The 16,343-nt window shown below is 55.6% G+C and carries 16 protein-coding genes; 11 read left to right on the top strand and 5 right to left on the bottom strand.

Annotated elements, in window-relative coordinates; translation table 11 throughout:
• Positions 1 to 3 precede the first annotated feature (3 nt).
• From pspB to tyrR, 6 genes are all read left to right on the top strand, one after another.
• Complete coding sequence (gene pspB / locus K5Y32_RS06095; RefSeq protein ID WP_007888081.1) at positions 4 to 231, top strand: envelope stress response membrane protein PspB; 228 nt, start codon at positions 4 to 6, stop codon at positions 229 to 231.
• Positions 228 to 575 carry an envelope stress response membrane protein PspC gene (gene pspC, locus K5Y32_RS06090; RefSeq protein WP_222182222.1) on the top strand — a complete coding sequence of 116 codons (348 nt, stop codon included), beginning with the start codon at positions 228 to 230 and terminating at the stop codon, positions 573 to 575. The genes pspB and pspC overlap by 4 nt, the downstream gene beginning before the upstream one ends.
• A 47-nt stretch (positions 576 to 622) precedes the next feature.
• A complete protein-coding gene (gene pspD / locus K5Y32_RS06085) occupies positions 623 to 871 on the top strand; it encodes a phage shock protein PspD (protein WP_007888070.1) in 249 nt (82 codons plus the stop codon).
• On the top strand, positions 852 to 2,249 hold the full coding sequence (locus tag K5Y32_RS06080) for a YcjX family protein (RefSeq protein WP_222182220.1): 1,398 nt from the start codon (positions 852 to 854) through the stop codon (positions 2,247 to 2,249). The genes pspD and K5Y32_RS06080 overlap by 20 nt, the downstream gene beginning before the upstream one ends.
• The gene (locus tag K5Y32_RS06075) at positions 2,246 to 3,319 is read left to right on the top strand and encodes a YcjF family protein (protein ID WP_101764294.1); all 1,074 of its coding nucleotides are present in this window, start codon (positions 2,246 to 2,248) and stop codon (positions 3,317 to 3,319) included. The genes K5Y32_RS06080 and K5Y32_RS06075 overlap by 4 nt, the downstream gene beginning before the upstream one ends.
• A gap of 213 nt (positions 3,320 to 3,532) precedes the next feature.
• Positions 3,533 to 5,098: a transcriptional regulator TyrR gene (gene tyrR, locus K5Y32_RS06070; RefSeq protein ID WP_222182218.1), complete on the top strand. Its 1,566-nt coding sequence runs from the start codon at positions 3,533 to 3,535 to the stop codon at positions 5,096 to 5,098.
• Between the two features lie 407 nt (positions 5,099 to 5,505).
• Here tyrR and K5Y32_RS06065 read toward each other — a convergent pair whose 3' ends face one another.
• The 3 genes from K5Y32_RS06065 to tpx all read right to left on the bottom strand — a co-directional run bounded on the left by K5Y32_RS06065 (position 5,506) and on the right by tpx (position 9,707).
• Positions 5,506 to 7,542 (bottom strand): glycoside hydrolase family 31 protein, encoded by a 2,037-nt coding sequence (locus tag K5Y32_RS06065; protein WP_222182216.1) that lies wholly within the window; start codon positions 7,540 to 7,542, stop codon positions 5,506 to 5,508.
• Entirely contained in the window at positions 7,539 to 8,918 is a 1,380-nt protein-coding gene (locus K5Y32_RS06060; protein ID WP_222182214.1) for a glycoside-pentoside-hexuronide (GPH):cation symporter, read from the bottom strand. Before K5Y32_RS06060 ends, K5Y32_RS06065 begins: the two co-directional genes overlap by 4 nt.
• A 285-nt stretch (positions 8,919 to 9,203) precedes the next feature.
• Positions 9,204 to 9,707 carry a thiol peroxidase gene (gene tpx / locus K5Y32_RS06055; RefSeq protein ID WP_101764298.1) on the bottom strand — a complete coding sequence of 168 codons (504 nt, stop codon included), beginning with the start codon at positions 9,705 to 9,707 and terminating at the stop codon, positions 9,204 to 9,206.
• A 154-nt stretch (positions 9,708 to 9,861) separates the two neighbouring features.
• Between tpx and ycjG the strand changes: the two genes are divergently transcribed.
• Positions 9,862 to 10,848 (top strand): L-Ala-D/L-Glu epimerase, encoded by a 987-nt coding sequence (gene ycjG, locus K5Y32_RS06050; RefSeq protein ID WP_222182212.1) that lies wholly within the window; start codon positions 9,862 to 9,864, stop codon positions 10,846 to 10,848.
• Here ycjG and mpaA read toward each other — a convergent pair.
• On the bottom strand, positions 10,817 to 11,530 hold the full coding sequence (mpaA, locus tag K5Y32_RS06045) for a murein tripeptide amidase MpaA (protein WP_222182210.1): 714 nt from the start codon (positions 11,528 to 11,530) through the stop codon (positions 10,817 to 10,819). The two genes, ycjG and mpaA, sit on opposite strands and share 32 nt — an antisense overlap.
• Before the next feature lie 209 nt (positions 11,531 to 11,739).
• Between mpaA and K5Y32_RS06040 the strand changes: the two genes are divergently transcribed.
• From K5Y32_RS06040 to K5Y32_RS06030, 3 genes are all read left to right on the top strand, one after another.
• The gene (locus tag K5Y32_RS06040) at positions 11,740 to 13,359 is read left to right on the top strand and encodes an ABC transporter substrate-binding protein (RefSeq protein ID WP_222182208.1); all 1,620 of its coding nucleotides are present in this window, start codon (positions 11,740 to 11,742) and stop codon (positions 13,357 to 13,359) included.
• Between the two features lie 121 nt (positions 13,360 to 13,480).
• Positions 13,481 to 14,464, top strand: a complete 984-nt coding sequence (zntB, locus tag K5Y32_RS06035; RefSeq protein WP_137385861.1) for a zinc transporter ZntB — start codon at positions 13,481 to 13,483, stop codon at positions 14,462 to 14,464.
• Between the two features lie 255 nt (positions 14,465 to 14,719).
• Positions 14,720 to 14,866, top strand: a complete 147-nt coding sequence (locus tag K5Y32_RS06030) for a hypothetical protein (protein ID WP_167391210.1) — start codon at positions 14,720 to 14,722, stop codon at positions 14,864 to 14,866.
• A 50-nt stretch (positions 14,867 to 14,916) separates the two neighbouring features.
• Here K5Y32_RS06030 and ttcA read toward each other — a convergent pair whose 3' ends face one another.
• Positions 14,917 to 15,852, bottom strand: coding sequence for a tRNA 2-thiocytidine(32) synthetase TtcA (gene ttcA / locus K5Y32_RS06025; RefSeq protein WP_101764303.1), 936 nt, complete (start codon positions 15,850 to 15,852; stop codon positions 14,917 to 14,919).
• Positions 15,853 to 16,133: 281 nt separating this feature from the next.
• Between ttcA and K5Y32_RS06020 the strand changes: the two genes are divergently transcribed.
• Positions 16,134 to 16,334 (top strand): DUF2767 family protein, encoded by a 201-nt coding sequence (locus tag K5Y32_RS06020; protein ID WP_008106442.1) that lies wholly within the window; start codon positions 16,134 to 16,136, stop codon positions 16,332 to 16,334.
• Positions 16,335 to 16,343 lie beyond the last annotated feature (9 nt).

Raw genomic sequence — 16,343 nt, 5'->3', positions numbered from 1 at the left:
TCAATGAGCGCACTTTTTTTAGCCATACCTTTAACGATTTTCGTGCTGTTTGTCGCACCAATTTGGTTATGGCTGCATTACAGCAACAAACGCAACGGCGGCGCCGATCTATCGTCGAGTGACCTGCAGCGTTTGCAACAAATTACCCAGGATGCGCGCCGCATGCGTGAGCGTGTTGAAGCACTGGAAGCCATTTTGGATGCCGAACATCCAAACTGGAGGCAACCATGATGAATGGCCGTAAACTGTGGCGCATTCCGCAGCAGGGCAAAGTACGCGGCGTCTGCGCGGGTATCGCCGAGCACCTCGACATTCCGGTGCGCTTGCTGCGTGTGATTGTGGTGCTGTCGCTGTTCCTTGGACTGTTTATGTTCACCATCGTCGCCTATTTTATTCTGGGCTTTGTGCTGGACGAGAAACCCGATGATGCTGCATCTGAACGGGCACCCAGCGCACGTGAACTGCTCGACGAGCTGGAAACAACGCTGCAAAGCGATGAGCGAAAAGTGCGTGAAGTAGAACGCTACGTCACTTCAGAGACGTTTAGCGTGCGCAGCCGCTTCCGCCAGATCTAAATTCCCGGGCTTTCGGGCCCACTTCTTCTATTGTGATAAGAGGCTCTATGCAAACTCAACGTTTTACTGCTCTGCGCCGTCGCGCGACACCTGCGTTGATGTCGGCGGGGAAATTTATCATCATTAGTGCAGTAACTTACGGGCCCGGCGGTATCGCTGGCTGGGCGGTGAAATCGGTGGCGCGCCGTCCGCTGCGCCTGTTGCTGGCGGCCGCCCTGGAACCGTTGCTGAGCAAAGCGTTTAAACGCTTATCGGCACGATTCATCAGGGAGAACGATGAAAAGACTGCAAAATGAATTTGTGGCGTTGATGAACCGCGGTGTTGACCGCCATCTGCGCCTGGCTGTAACCGGTTTAAGCCGTAGCGGTAAAACCGCGTTTATCACTTCGCTGGTTAACCAGCTTCTCAATGTCCACAGCGGCGCACGTTTGCCGCTGTTTTCCGTGGTGCGCGAAGATCGCCTGCTGGGCGTCAAGCGCGTGCCGCAGCGTGAACTCGGCACGCCGCGTTTCACCTACGACGAAGGTCTGGCGCAACTGTACGGCACGCCGCCGATGTGGCCGACGCCGACGCGTGGTGTGAGCGAAATGCGTCTGGCGCTGCGCTATCGGCCGGATGAATCGCTGCTGCGCCATTTCAAAGATACCGCCACGCTCTACCTTGAAATTGTCGATTATCCCGGCGAATGGCTGCTGGATCTGCCGATGCTGGCGCAGGATTATCTCAGCTGGTCACGTCAGATGGTGGGCTTGCTGCAGGGCGATCGCGCGGGCTGGTCAGCGCAATGGCGCAGCTTGTGCGCCGATCTCGATCCTTTTGCGCCCGCCGATGAAAATCGTCTGGCAGCCATTGCCGCTGCCTGGACCGATTATCTGCACCAATGCAAAAGCGAAGGCTTGCACTTTATCCAGCCGGGCCGCTTTGTATTGCCGGGCGATATGGCCGGCGCGCCGGCGCTGCAGTTCTTCCCGTGGCCGCAGGTCGACGAGATGCAGGTTAGCAAGCTGGCGCAAGCGCCAGCAGGCAGCAACTTCGCCATGCTGCAGCAGCGTTTCAACTATTACTGCCAGCACGTGGTGAAAGGATTCTATAAAAATCATTTCCTGCGTTTCGATCGCCAAATCGTGCTGGTCGATTGTCTGCAACCGCTTAACAGCGGGCCGCAAGCGTTCAACGATATGCGTCTCGCCTTGACGCAACTGATGCAGAGTTTCCACTACGGTCAGCGCACGCTGTTCCGCCGTCTGTTCTCTCCGGTGATCGATAAGCTGCTGTTTGCCGCCACCAAAGCCGATCATGTGACTTCGGATCAGCACGCCAATATGGTGTCGCTGCTGCAGCAACTGGTGCAGGACGCGTGGCAGAATGCTGCGTTCGAAGGCATCAATATGGATTGCCTCGGTTTAGCCTCGGTGCAGGCCACAGAAAGTGGGCTGGTTGATCATCGTGGCGAGAAATTACCGGCGTTGCGCGGTCATCGTCTTGCCGATAATGAAGCGCTGACGTTCTATCCTGGCGAAGTGCCGCCGCGCTTGCCTGGCCACAATTTCTGGCAGCAGCAGGGATTTCAGTTTGAACAGTTCCGGCCGCAGCAGCTGGATGTTGATCGCCCGCTGCCGCATATTCGCATGGATGCCGCGCTGGAATTTTTACTGGGAGATAAATTGCGATGAGCGACGAAACACCTTTGAAAGGACGCATTGATTTTGCCCGTCCGCTGACGGTGGAAGCGGAAAAACCGCTGCGCGCCGCACAAACCTTTAGCGCGGACAGCGAGAAAGCCTTTCTCGCCACGGCGGAAGCCGAGCCGTTGGAAGAGGGCGAAGGCGAAAAAGTGGTGGAAGCCGCGCTTCGGCCGAAGCGCAGCCTGTGGCGTAAAATGGTGGGCGTTGGCCTCGCTATTTTCGGCGTCAGCGTGGTGGCGCAGGGCGCGCAAACGCTGCACGATGCGTGGCTGCTGCGCGACTGGTTTACCCTCGGCACCGGCGTGGCGGGCACATTGATTGTCGCCGCGGGGGCGGGTGCGCTGATTGGCGAATGGCGGCGTTTATATCGTCTGCGTCAGCGGGCCGAAGAGCGCGATATTGGCCGCGAATTGCTGCACAGTCACGGCGTCGGCAAAGGTCGTGCGTTCTGTGAAAAGCTGGCGCAACAGGCGCAGCTTGATCAGGCGCATCCTGCACTGCAGCGCTGGCATGCGGCGCTGCATGAAACCCACAACGATCGTGAAATTGTCACCTTATATGCCCAACTGGTGCAGCCGGTGCTGGATCGTCAGGCGCGCCGGGAAATAAGCCGTCACGCCGCCGAATCGACGTTAATGATCGCCGTTAGCCCGCTGGCTTTGGTCGACATGGCGTTTATCGCCTGGCGCAATCTGCGGCTGGTCAATCGCATCGCGGCGATCTATGGCATTGAGCTGGGTTACTTTAGCCGCATCCGCCTGTTCCGCTTAGTGCTGCTCAATATGGCGTTTGCGGGCGCTTCCGAACTGGTGCGCGAAGTCGGGATGGATTGGATGTCACAGGATCTTGCCGCGCGGCTGTCAACCCGCGCTGCGCAAGGGATCGGTGCCGGTTTGCTCACCGCACGTCTCGGCATTAAAGCCATGGAGCTGTGTCGCCCATTACCGTGGCTGGAAGATGATAAGCCGCGTCTGGGGGATTTCCGTCGCGAGTTAATTGGTCAGCTGAAAGAATCCCTGGTAAAAAGTGGGGATAAAGCAGGGCAGGCTGCTAAATAATCAGCACTTGCGTACCTTTCACGCTGGAACTGGCGTGAAAGGTAAAATTATCTGTGTTACCACGCATATTCGGCGGGATTTTTGTTGGTCGCTCCGTTACACTTCCCTTTATCACCTGCCTCTGGCTGTCAACTTTTCCTGACAGGCCTCTTCTGAGGCGCTGCAAGTTAGCGTATTATCACTAAAATCAAAACCTGACTAAGGCTCATCGCAATGCGTTTGGAAGTTTTCTGCCAGGACCGAATCGGTCTGGCGCGCGAGTTGCTCGACCTGCTGGTTGCCCGCAATATCGACCTGCGCGGCATCGAAATTGCGCCACTCGGTCGCATTTACCTCAATTTTACCGCGCTGGAGTTTGAACCCTTCAGCAATCTGATGGCGGAAATCCGCCGTACACCTGGCGTGACAGATGTGCGTACCGTTTCGTTTATGCCATCTGAACGCGAGCATCGCGCATTGAGCGCGCTGCTGGTGGCGATGCCAGAACCGGTGTTATCCATCGATCTGAAATGCAAAGTCGAGCTGGCCAATCCGGCAGCGCAAAATCTGTTTACCCTTGATGAACAGAAGCTGCGCAATCAAAACGTTGGCACTTTAATCACCGGCTTCAATTTCCAGCGCTGGCTGGAGAATGATCGCGTTGACGCACAGGCGCAGCATGTGGTGATTCAGGGGCGCGATTTCCTGATGGAAGCGCGACCGATTTATCTGGCAGAAGAAGAGGGCCAGAGCGACCTGCCGGTCGGCGCGATGATCACCCTGAAATCGACGGCGCGTATGGGCCGACAGTTGCAGAATCTTACCGTTACCGATGAATCGGAGTTCGATCATATCGTGGCGGTTACGCCAAAAATGCGTCAGGTGATGGATCAGGCGCGCAAGCTGGCGATGCACGATGCGCCGCTGTTGATCGTGGGTGATACCGGCACCGGCAAAGATATGCTGGCGCGCGCCTGTCATTTGCGTAGCGCGCGCGGCAAAAAACCGTTCCTGGCGCTGAACTGCGCCTCATTGCCGGATGATGTGGCGGAGAGCGAGCTATTTGGTCACGCTGCCGGTGCTTATCCCAATGCGCTGGAAGGCAAGAAAGGCTTCTTCGAGCAGGCTAACGGCGGTTCGGTATTGCTGGATGAGATTGGCGAAATGTCGCCACGCATGCAGACCAAACTATTGCGTTTCCTCAACGACGGCACGTTCCGCCGCGTGGGTGAAGAGCATGAAGTCCACGTTGATGTGCGCGTGATTTGCGCCACGCAGAAGAATTTGATTGAGCTGGTGCAGCGTGGTGAGTTCCGCGAAGATCTGTTTTATCGCTTGAATGTGCTGACGCTCAATCTGCCGCCGCTGCGTGAACGTCCACTGGATATTCTGCCGCTCACCGAAATGTTTGTCGCGCGTTTCGCCGATGAACAAGGCTTGCCGCGTCCGCGACTCTCATCGCAGCTGACGCCATTCCTGACGCGTTATAACTGGCCCGGTAACGTACGCCAGTTAAAGAATGCGCTGTACCGCGCGCTGACGCAGCTGGAAGGTTACGAGCTGGGACCACAAGATATTGTGTTGCCAGAGCAGGCGCTGGATGTGTCATTGGGCGAAGAGGCGATGGAAGGTTCGCTGGACGATATCACCAGCCGTTTCGAACGTTCGGTGCTGACGCGTCTCTATCTCTCTTATCCCAGCACGCGCAAACTGGCGAAACGCCTCGGCGTGTCGCATACCGCGATTGCCAATAAGCTGCGTGAATATGGGTTAGGGCAGAAGCGCAACGAGAGCGAGTAATAGAGCGCGTGCATCCCGCAACGCCGTTCTGCATGCGGTCGCCATTTATGGCGTTGCCTGTCAGTTAAGGAAGCATTTTGCTTTAAATTCGGTGCGGGCTCTGACACATCTGCTGCGTCACGGGCCGTCCTCGCGCCGCTAGCGCGGTACCTTCGGCTTTCACGTTGTGCGAAACGGACCGTTCGCGGATCGGCCGTCCTGGCCGGCCCCGAACTGCCTCGCGCATCCATGCGCGAGGCTCCTGGCCCAACGTAAAAGCCTCAGCGCTGCGAATGGCCCTTTTGCCGCAGCAGACGCGCCAGCGCCTCTGGCAAATGAGCCCTTTTCAGCAGCACTCACTGAAGATTCATCGTGGGCTTAACTGACAAGCATTACGCCATTCATGGCGACCTTTCGTAAATCTGCATCTACTCTGGCACGCGGATGTCTACCTGACTTCCTGCTCTCGTAAACACCGGAATTTCCCTCAGTGGCGCGGCGACGCTGATGCGTTGGCCGCCTTGATAGCACTCACCATTGCGGGTAATCCATTGTTCACCAGCAGGTAACCACACTTCACGTTCACGCTGCCCGGCGTGCAGTACCGGCGCGACCAGAAGGTCGCGGCCCAGCAGATACTGATCTTCCACTTGCCAGCTCTCTGGCTGCTGCGGGTAGTGATAGAACAGCGGGCGCATCACCGGATCACCGAGCTCATGCGCTTCGCGCATCAGGCCATCAATATAGGGGCGAATCTGCTCACGTTGCAGCAGGCAGCTTTTCATCAGCGCGTAATTCTCCTCACCGTAACTCCATACTTCATTGGGTGAGCCGCTATTGCACTGCGCAATGCCATCGCGCCAGGCTTCGTCAGGTGCAATTTGTGGCTCGCGGTAACCATGCAGACGCATCACCGGACAGAATACCGCCCACTGGAACCAACGGATCAACAGTTCATGAAACGCCGGATCATGAATGTTCCCGCCCTGAAAACCGCCGATGTCGGTGGTCCACCATGGAATACCTGCCATCGCCATATTCAGCCCGGCAGTGAACTGATTACGTAAGGCATGGAACGAGGAGTGAACGTCGCCCGACCAGGCAAGCACGCCGTAACGCTGGCTGCCCGCCCAGGCGCAGCGCACCAGATTGACGATCTCGCTCTCGCCCTGTTGTTGCAGACCTTCATAAAATCCGCGGGCAAACAGCTGCGGATAGATATTGCCCACTTCCTGTACCGGACCGAGATGATAGCGGTAATTATCAAAATCGTAGGCGCGGTATTCTGGCTCTGCTTCGTCGAGCCAGAAAGTGCGGATGCCGTGGTCATAATAGTTGCGCTTAACTTCCTGCCAGACGAACTCGCGTGCGGCGGGATGCGTGGCGTCAAAAAAGGTGGTATTGCCCATAAAATCAAGGTTCACCGATACGCCGCGCTCGCTGTTAACCAGCAAGCCTTTGGATTTCATCAGACGATAGTTATCACTGCGGCTATCCACCGTGGGCCACACCGACACCATGGTTTCGATGCCCATCTCTTTCAGCTCCTGCACCATGGCACGCGGATCCGGCCAGTCGCGCGCATCGAAACACCAGGTTCCCTGATTTGGCCAGTGGAAAAAGTCGATGACGATCACCGAGAGCGGTAGCTGCAGGCGGCGATATTCGCGCGCGACCTCCAGCACTTCCTGCTGAGTGCGATAGCGCAGTTTGCATTGCCAGAAACCGGTCGCGAAGCTGGGCATCATCGGAGCTGTGCCGGTGGCGCGGCCATACTGACGCACGATCTCAGCGGGTGTGTCGCCTGCGGTGATCCAGTAATCCATCTGATCGGTTACTTCGGCTTGCCAGCGCGTGCCGTTTTTACCAAAGGTCACCTCGCCGATGGCCGGGTTATGCCACAGCAAGCCGTAGCCCAGATTGGATACCATAAACGGCACGCTTGCCTGCGAATTGCGCTGTGCCAGCTCAAGCGTGCAGCCTTTCAGATCGAGACAATCCTGCTGATACTGGCCCATGCCATAGATTTTCTCTTCGGCACGCGCTTCAAAGCGCACGCTCAGCTGATATTTCCCTCCCGGAATCGGTCGAAAGGCGCGCGCATCCAGCTTCAGGGCGCTGATGTATTTGTCCTGGCTCTTTTCGCTGGCACCGATGCCCACGGTGCTGCGCTGACGCCAGAACTCCTCGAGCAGCAATTCGCCGTGCTGATTATAGAAAGCCAGCTGGCCGCGAATATTCAGCGTGGCGGTGATATTGCCGTTACGCAGGCTGAGAGATTCATGCTCGCGCTGGATCTCCACCTCGCAAGCCGCAGGCGATAACAACGCCCAGTCATGGTCGATCAGTTCGGGCTGACAGGTGGCTCGTACTCGCAGGCTATGCGCGCCCCAGGGTTCGATAACCAGCGTCTGACGGTCAAATGTCCAGATAATACGCTGGGATTCGGCGCGTAATTCACTCATGACAACTCCTGTGGTTGTAAAAGGGGGGAAGCAGTGGCAGTCGGTTGGGCTGACACTTTGTGCTGATTGATGGTGCGCATGGTGGCATCGTTTAGTTTGTAGCCGCGCATCGCCAGCGCGCTTAACAGCGACAGCAGGCCGGGAACTACCGAAAACAGTGCCACGATGGCCATCATGGCGGCGGGTTGCTGATGCGGTGCCTGAGCGACGTAACCGCTCAGGCCAAGCGTCCAGCCGACAATCGCGCCGCTAATGGCCATGCCCATTTTCAATACGGCGAGCAGAGTCGAGAAGACGGTGCCATCGAGGCGTTTTCCCTGACGATATTCACCGTAATCCACCACATCGGCCATCATCACCCACATCAGCGTGGTGGTGACTTGATAGAAGCTGGAGACGATGAATGTCATGCCAACCAACAGCGCCAGCGAGCCGGGCAGGAACACGATGCTGATGCTTAGCACGCCAGCAGTAATGGCGCTGAGCGTAAAGGCGGTGATTTTGTTCAGGCGGCGCGTCAGCAGTTTCGCCAGCACGCTACCGACGCTTTTGCCGACAATATGCGCGGCCAGCAGCCACATGAAGAGGCTGGCATCACCCAGAAAATAGGTGACGTAGTACATCATCGCGCCGAGCCGCACCACGCCGAATGAGATATTGCAGAACACCAGCAACGCGACCACGCGCCACTGATCGTTACGCAGCAAATCGCGCAGATCGGCAAGAAAGTTGCCGTGGTTTGCGGGAGCATTGATGCGTTCGCGTGTATTGAGAAAACAGATAAAAAACAGCAGGGTTGCCAGCGTCGCCATTATCGACATTGCTGCGAAGTAACCGTCCAGTTTGTTACCGCCGCCTAGCCAGGTGGCGAGCGGGATCATCAGGAAAGTGGACATCGCGCCGCCCAGCGTGGCGAGGAAGAAACGCCATGATTGCAGGGAGATGCGCTGATTATCATCGGCGGTGATAATCGCCCCCATCGAGCAGTAAGGAATATTGATGGCGGTGTACATCAGCATCATCAGGCTGTAGGTCACGGCGGCGTAAATCATCTTGCCAGTCAGCGACAGGCTTTCCGGCACCGCATAAATCAACATACAGCTGACGCCGAACGGTACCGCGAGCATCAATAGCCAGGGACGGAATTTGCCCCAGCGTGAACGGGTTCGGTCAGCCACCATCCCCATCGCCGGGTCGATCACCGCATCGGCGACGCGCGCCAGTAAAAACAGCGTGCCAACAAAGATTGCGGGCAAACCCACCACATCGGTGTAGTAAAAGGTGAGAAAAATAATGACGTTATCGATGGCGATATGGCTGGCCATATCACCGAGGCCGTAACTGAACTTTTCTTTAATGGATAAGCTTGCTTGCATAAAGATTCCCGCCTGTCTTTGAATCGCTTAAGTGCAATTGACGGTTAGTTATAGGTAGCGATGCTGATGGGAACAATTGCGGGATTTGTTACGGGTTTTATGTTTTTTAATTAATGTGATACGGGTAACAAGAATCACAGTAAAAATGCAACATGGCGGGAAGAAGTGCTACGTATCGCGATAAATCAACAGGTTGAAAATTGAGCCATCCTGAAGGTGAGCATAAAAAAAGCACCGACGCGTTAATCATTCGGTGCTTTCTGTTTCGCCTGGCAGGCGAGAGATTTACTTCAGCGCAGCCAGCGCGGCATCGTAGTTTGGCTCTTCGGTGATTTCATTCACCAGCTCGCTGTAAATCACTTTATCGTTTTCATCCAGCACCACAACCGCACGTGCGGTCAGGCCTTTCAGCGGGCCATCAGCAATCGCCACGCCATAGTTTTCTTTGAACTCAGCGCCGCGCAGGGAAGAGAGCGTGATCACGTTGCTGACGTTCTCTGCGCCACAGAATCGTGACTGAGCGAAAGGCAGGTCGGAGGAGATGCACAGCACAACCGTGTTGTTCGCTTCACCTGAACGCTCGTTAAACTTACGCACCGATGCCGCACACACGCCAGTATCAATGCTTGGGAAAATGTTCAGAACTTTGCGTTTGCCTGCATAATTAGCCAGGGATACGTCAGTAAGATCTTTTGCGACCAGGTTGAAAGGTTTAGCTTGCTCGCCAACTTGTGGGAACTGGCCTGCAACCGGCACCGGATTGCCCTGAAAGTGAACAGTCTGAGACATGCGATTTCCTTTTTTAACGATGAAATATCTGACTTTTGGAACGTCAGAACAGGTATAGCGCTTGTTTATGACATAATTTTTAAGGGTTTACGAGCGCATTTCCTGCCGATAATCGAGCCGGCTCGCATTAAAGCGACGGATTTAAGGAGAAATAATGAGAACAGTGAAGAGTTATCCGGAAGCCTGGCCGTTACATTCGCCTTTTGTTATTTCGCGCGGCAGCCGCACCGAGGCGCATGTTGTGGTAGTGGAAATCGAGCAGGATGGCGTTAAAGGTGTTGGCGAAGCGACGCCTTACGCGCGCTACGGTGAAAGTGAGGAGTCGGTGCTCAAGCAGATCGCCTCGCAGCTAAGCGCGTTGCAAAGCGGCATGACGCGAGAAGCGCTGCAACAGGCGTTACCGGCAGGCGCGGCACGCAACGCGATTGACTGCGCAATGTGGGATCTGGCACGACAGCAGCAGGGCGAAAGTCTGGTGCAATTGTGCGCGGTACCACTGGCTGAAGAGATTGTCACCGCACATACCATCAGCATCGATACGCCAGATGCGATGGCCAGCAGCGCGCAGGCGCTGTGGCAACATGGCGCGCGTTTATTGAAGATTAAAATGGACGATCACCTGATCAGCGAACGTTTGGTGGCGATACGCAGCGCGGTACCGGACGCGACTTTGATTGTCGATGCCAACGAATCCTGGCATGCCGAAGGCCTGGCGGCACGCTGTCAGCTGCTGGCCGACCTCAATGTCGCGATGCTGGAACAGCCGCTACCGGCCGCAGAAGACAGCGCGCTGGGCAACTTTATCCATCCGCTGCCAATCTGCGCCGATGAAAGCTGCCATACGCGTGAAAGCCTGCCGCAGCTGAAAGGGCGCTATGAGATGGTGAATATCAAGCTGGATAAAACCGGCGGATTAACGGAAGCGCTGGCGCTGGCAGAGGCGGCGCAGCAGCAGGGATTCGCGATTATGCTCGGCTGCATGCTCTGCACGTCGCGGGCGATTCGTGCGGCATTACCGCTGACGGCGCGCGCGACCTTCGCGGATCTCGACGGTCCAACTTGGCTTGCGGCCGATGTTGAACCGTCGCTGCATTTCTCTCACGGCGTACTCAAGCCGCTGGCTGCCAGCGCAGCAGATTGATCATCGCTTCCAGATAGACTTCGGTGGCTTCGTCCACCGAAATCGGCGGCATCTCGGCGGTAATGCATAACAGGCCGAGATCGTCGCACCAGCTGCCAAACGAACCCGGCGTAGCATAACCCACGCTGCTCACCACCGGCAGCGCGGTCTGCTGCGCCAGCCACTGCGCTAAATCGCTGTGGTGCGGATCATCAATACAGGCCAGCGGTTCATGCCACGAAACCACCCAACGCGGTTTGATCTGATGAATCAGCTGGCACAGCGCGCGGGTTTCTGGTTCGGAAGAGGGCGCTGATCCGGTTGAAAGCACCACATCACGCTCATCCGCTTCGCTGTTCCAGCGATACACCGTGTCGCCATGCTGCCAGTTAGCGGCGGGGAAGTTACGGTTGAGATCGACGCCATTGGCGTTGGCGCGCAGCCCCAACTGACAACCATCGGGATTGACCGCCAGAACAACGTGATGACGCCGCAGCCCGTCCGGCAAGGTGCGCATCGCGCCCGATAAGGTGGCAATCGCGGCATTCTCGTCGCCGTGCGTGCCAGCAATAATCAGCCCGCTTTCGGCATCGGCGGCGGGTGCCGGAAACCACAGCAGCGGTGCACCCAGCACCGATTGCCCGTATTGTTGCCAGACAGCGTCCAGCTTGCCGCGCAGCGGACGTGGATGGTATGACGACATGACGTTCCTCTATGAAATGCTTCCAACACCGCCAAAAGCTTTCTGGCGCTCAAGGTAAAAATGTGACCGGGAATCCAGCCTCAACATAACGGTAAATAGCCTGCGGGGAAATAGCTATATATCAATCAGCAATTTGCGATAAAGTGCCAAAAGTTGCTGGCGACACAATCTCTTCGCGGTCGCCATTTTTTTCGCGTAAAGGAGTGGTGATGAAACTAACGTTCCGCAAAACGCTGACTGCCTTAATTGTAGCCAGTGCAGCCTCACCCGCATTCGCCGCCAACGTGCCGCCGGGCGCACAGCTGGCCAGCACCCAGGAAATTGTTCGCCATATTAAAGATGAACCCGCTTCACTCGATCCGATGAAGGCGGTTGGCTTGCCAGAAATTCAGGTGATGCGCGATCTGTTTGAAGGGCTGACCAATCAGGACGCCCACGGAAAAATCGTGCCGGGCGTGGCGCTAAGCTGGAGCAGCAACGACAACAAAACCTGGATGTTTACCCTGCGCAAATATGCGCGCTGGTCAAATGGCGAGCCGGTTACTGCGCAGGATTTTGTCTATAGCTGGCAACGTTTAGTTGAGCCGAAGAACAGCTCGCCGTTTGCCTGGTTCGCCGCCTTGAGCGGCATTGAAAACGCCGAAGCGATCACTAAAGGGCAGATGAGCGCCGATAAGCTGGGCGTGACGGCAACCGATGCGACCCACCTTAAGGTGACGTTGTCACGTCCTGTGCCGTGGTTCCCGAGCATGGTCGCCAACGCCGCTATGTATCCGGTATCGAAGCAAGTAATTGAAAAAGAGGGCGATAGCTGGACGTCACCGGGCAAGCTGGTGGGCAATGGCGCTTATCAGCTGCAGGATCGCGTGGTGAACGAAAAAATTGTATTGGTGCGCAACGCTAACTATTGGGATGACCAAAAATCGGTGCTGACGAAAGTCACGTTTATTCCGATTAATGAAGAATCCAGTGCTACCAAACGCTATCGTGCCAACGATATCGATATCACCGAATCCTTCCCGAAAAACATGTACGCGCTGCTGAAAAAAGAGTTGCCTGGTCAGGTGTATACGCCGGATCAGCTTGGCACCTATTACTACGCGTTCAATACCGAGAAAGGGCCAACCGCTGATGTACGCGTACGCAAGGCGCTGTCGTGGAGCATCGATCGTCGCATCATTGCGGAGAAAGTATTGGGCACCGGCGAAAAACCGGCCTGGCACTTCACGCCGGACGTTACCGCCGGTTTCACCCCGATGAAGAGCTATCTGCAGCAACATAGCCAGCAGGAGCTGAACGCGCAGGCCAAAGCATTGCTGACAGCGGCAGGTTATGGACCGGGCAAACCGCTGCATTTGACGCTGCTCTACAACACCTCGGAAAGCCATCAGAAAATTGCTATCGCGGTGGCGTCAATGTGGAAGAAGAATCTTGGCGTGGATGTCACCTTGCAAAATCAGGAGTGGAAAACCTATATCGACAGCCGTAACAGCGGCAATTTCGATGTGATCCGCGCGTCATGGATCGGCGATTATAATGAGCCTTCAACCTTCCTCAGTCTGCTGACCTCGACCCACACCGGCAATATCGCGCGCTTCCGCAGTGCCGATTACGATGCGGTGATCACCAAAGCCAGCACTGAAACCAGCGTGGCGGCGCGTAACACCGATTACAACAAAGCCGAGCAGATCATCGCCGATCAGGCGCCGATCGCGCCGATCTACCAATACACCAACGGCCGCTTAATCAAGCCGTGGGTGAAAGGTTATCCGATCACCAATCCTGAAGACGTGGCGTACAGCCGCGAGCTTTGGATTGAGAAGCATTAACCCCGCACATCCGCAGGCGGTGATTGTCACCGCCTGTCATCTTTGCTCACAGCCTGATGATTGCAACTGGTCTGCGCCACGCTAGACTGTATCGTATTGATTTTGATAGTGAGGCGAGTTCGTGAACGTCATTGAAGGAAAAGCGTTACAAGTATCCGATGCCATTGTGTCCTGTCAGCTGGATGGCGCAGGCGGCATGATCCCCATCGAAGATAAAGACGTCATCAACTGCGAACGTCCCTGCTGGTTGCACCTCAATTACACCCAACGACAAAGTGCGGAATGGCTGCAAAACACGCCGCTGATCCCCGATTCGGTGCGTGATGCGCTGGCGGGCGACAGCATGCGGCCGCGCGTGACAAGGCTCGGCGACGGCTTCATGATTGTATTGCGCAGCGTTAACCATAACGCCGATTCACGTCCCGATCAGCTGGTGGCGATGCGCGTATTTATCAACGATAAGCTGATTGTCTCGACGCGCCGGCGCAAAGTGTACGCCATTGATGCCGTGCTGACCGATCTACAACAAGGTAACGGTCCGGTTGATGGCGGCAGCTGGCTGGTGGATGTGTGCGATGCGTTAACCGATCACGCCAGCGAATTTATCGAAGAGATGCACGATAAAATTATCGAGCTGGAAGATGCGCTGATGAATCAGGAAGTACCAGCGCGCGGCGATTTGGCGCTGCTGCGTAAGCAGCTGATTGTGATGCGTCGTTATATGGCACCACAGCGCGATGTGTATGCGCGGCTGGCTATCGAGAAGATGGCGTGGATGAACGACGACGATCGTCGCCGTATGCAAGAAGTTGCCGATCGCTTAGGTCGCGGATTGGACGATCTTAATGCGGGCGTGGCGCGTACTTCGATTCTGGCGGATGAAGTGGCGTCAATCCTTGCGGAATCGATGAACCGCCGCACTTACACCATGTCGTTGATGGCGATGATTTTTTTACCGGCCACGTTCCTTACCGGCTTATTCGGCGTCAACCTCGGCGGCATTCCGGGCGGCAATTGGGCGCTGGGCTTTACCGCGTTCTGCGTGCTGCTATTGGTAATGGTTGGCGGCGTGGCAATATGGCTGAAACGGCGGAAATGGTTGTAAGGCAGAAAAGCGGATTAAACCTGATCGATATCAATATCCCGCCAGCGCAATCGGGGCAAACTCTTTCCCGCAGGTGAATGCAACGTCAAGCGATGGGCGTTGCGCTCCATATTGTCTTACTTCCTTTTTTGAATTACTGCATAGCACATTTGATTCGTACGACGCCGGCTTATCCGCCGGCTTTTTTTTGCCCGCCTGGCTTGCTCGGCCAACCTTTCCTATGCTTAAAGGACATTCAGCGACAAGGAGAAGGGCATGCAAGAGATCATTGCCAGCGAACCGATTCCTACCGATCCACCACCGATTCCCGAACCGATTCCACAACCGCAGCCGATACCACCCGCACAGCCACCGCACGATCCCGAATTCCCACCGATCCAGGATCCACCGCCGCACCGTTAATAAAAAAGGCGCGTAGCCGAAGCGACGCGCCTTTTTCACAGCAAAACCTATTACTTAATTTCCAGCACATCAAGACGTACGCTGAGATTCGGCGCATCATCCTCTTCTGGCTGCCAGCCCGCGGGCTGCACCGGCAAGCTTTCGCGATCAAACGCCAAATCACCGCCATCCACCACGGCATCACCGTGTTTGATGCCTTTGAAATCGAACAGATTAATGTCGGCCATGTGTGATGGCACCACATTCTGCATCGCGGTAAACATGGTTTCGATACGGCCTGGATAACGTTTATCCCAGTCACGCAGCATGTCGGCAACCACCTGACGTTGCAGATTCGGCTGCGAACCGCACAGGTTGCACGGAATGATCGGGAACTGGCGCGCTTCCGCAAAACGAATGATGTCTTTCTCGCGGCAGTATGCCAGCGGACGAATCACAATATGTTTACCGTCATCGCTCATCAGTTTTGGTGGCATGCCTTTCATCTTGCCGCCGTAGAACATGTTGAGGAACATGGTCTGCAGAATATCGTCGCGATGATGACCTAAGGCGATTTTGCTACAACCCAACTCGGTGGCGGTGCGATACAGAATACCGCGGCGCAGACGCGAACAGAGCGAGCAGGTAGTTTTGCCTTCAGGAATCTTATCTTTAACGATGGAATAAGTGTCTTCGTTAACGATGTGATACTCAACGCCCTGTTGTTCCAGATAGGCTGGCAGAATATGCTCCGGGAAACCGGGCTGTTTCTGGTCGAGATTCACTGCTACCAGCGAGAAATTCACCGGTGCGCTCTGCTGCAAATTACGCAGGATCTCCAGCATGGTGTAGCTGTCTTTACCACCAGACAGACAAACCATGATGCGATCGCCTTCTTCAATCATGTTGAAGTCAGCAATGGCTTCGCCAACGTTGCGACGCAAACGCTTCTGCAGTTTGTTGAGGTTGTACTGCTCTTTTTTTGTTACTTCTTGATTTTCTGACATTATTTTCACGCTTGAGAGTGAAGGCGAGGGCCGTTAGCGGCTGAAGCAATCTTCAACGGCAATAAACCCTATAAACATGACTGCGTATGGTACGGATTGCGGGCGCGAATGCTAGCCTGAAGTGATCTCTTTCTGATGATAACTCATTGCGCTTGAGACATAGACGCACACTTTGTCAGAACAATCTGGCTATTTATTGATCTGGGCAAATATTTACCTCATCTGGGCCTGACAGGATGGCCGAAGTGCTTTTTTTACTTTCTTTAGGTGAGGAGCGGCAAATGCAAACGTACGATATGGTTTTTGAAGAGGCATGTCGGCTGGTGGGGCAATGTTATCTGGAGCTGGCACAGCGTGGCGCAGCAACCGAAAAAGAGGTGTTAGCCAGCGAGTTGCGCAATCTACAGTTGCGCTATCGTGAACTCACCGGCTCACCGAATCGGGCGGTAGAGATGGCCATCGTTCAGCTCAAGCCTTGTTAATCCATCAAC

Source organism: Pantoea sp. DY-15, assembly GCF_019795935.1.
In the GTDB taxonomy this organism is placed as follows: Bacteria; Pseudomonadota; Gammaproteobacteria; order Enterobacterales; family Enterobacteriaceae; genus Pantoea; species Pantoea leporis.
This window is presented reverse-complemented; position numbering and strand designations above follow the sequence as displayed.

What these genes read in the sequence shown, in the direction of transcription:
- pspB (WP_007888081.1), top strand. Translation starts at nt 4, where the DNA reads ATGAGCGCACTTTTTTTAGCCATACCTTTAACGATTTTCGTGCTGTTT.
- pspC (WP_222182222.1), top strand. Translation starts at nt 228, where the DNA reads ATGATGAATGGCCGTAAACTGTGGCGCATTCCGCAGCAGGGCAAAGTA.
- pspD (WP_007888070.1), top strand. Translation starts at nt 623, where the DNA reads ATGCAAACTCAACGTTTTACTGCTCTGCGCCGTCGCGCGACACCTGCG.
- K5Y32_RS06080 (WP_222182220.1), top strand. Translation starts at nt 852, where the DNA reads ATGAAAAGACTGCAAAATGAATTTGTGGCGTTGATGAACCGCGGTGTT.
- K5Y32_RS06075 (WP_101764294.1), top strand. Translation starts at nt 2,246, where the DNA reads ATGAGCGACGAAACACCTTTGAAAGGACGCATTGATTTTGCCCGTCCG.
- tyrR (WP_222182218.1), top strand. Translation starts at nt 3,533, where the DNA reads ATGCGTTTGGAAGTTTTCTGCCAGGACCGAATCGGTCTGGCGCGCGAG.
- K5Y32_RS06065 (WP_222182216.1), bottom strand. Translation starts at nt 7,542, where the DNA reads ATGAGTGAATTACGCGCCGAATCCCAGCGTATTATCTGGACATTTGAC.
- K5Y32_RS06060 (WP_222182214.1), bottom strand. Translation starts at nt 8,918, where the DNA reads ATGCAAGCAAGCTTATCCATTAAAGAAAAGTTCAGTTACGGCCTCGGT.
- tpx (WP_101764298.1), bottom strand. Translation starts at nt 9,707, where the DNA reads ATGTCTCAGACTGTTCACTTTCAGGGCAATCCGGTGCCGGTTGCAGGC.
- ycjG (WP_222182212.1), top strand. Translation starts at nt 9,862, where the DNA reads ATGAGAACAGTGAAGAGTTATCCGGAAGCCTGGCCGTTACATTCGCCT.
- mpaA (WP_222182210.1), bottom strand. Translation starts at nt 11,530, where the DNA reads ATGTCGTCATACCATCCACGTCCGCTGCGCGGCAAGCTGGACGCTGTC.
- K5Y32_RS06040 (WP_222182208.1), top strand. Translation starts at nt 11,740, where the DNA reads ATGAAACTAACGTTCCGCAAAACGCTGACTGCCTTAATTGTAGCCAGT.
- K5Y32_RS06030 (WP_167391210.1), top strand. Translation starts at nt 14,720, where the DNA reads ATGCAAGAGATCATTGCCAGCGAACCGATTCCTACCGATCCACCACCG.
- ttcA (WP_101764303.1), bottom strand. Translation starts at nt 15,852, where the DNA reads ATGTCAGAAAATCAAGAAGTAACAAAAAAAGAGCAGTACAACCTCAAC.
- K5Y32_RS06020 (WP_008106442.1), top strand. Translation starts at nt 16,134, where the DNA reads ATGCAAACGTACGATATGGTTTTTGAAGAGGCATGTCGGCTGGTGGGG.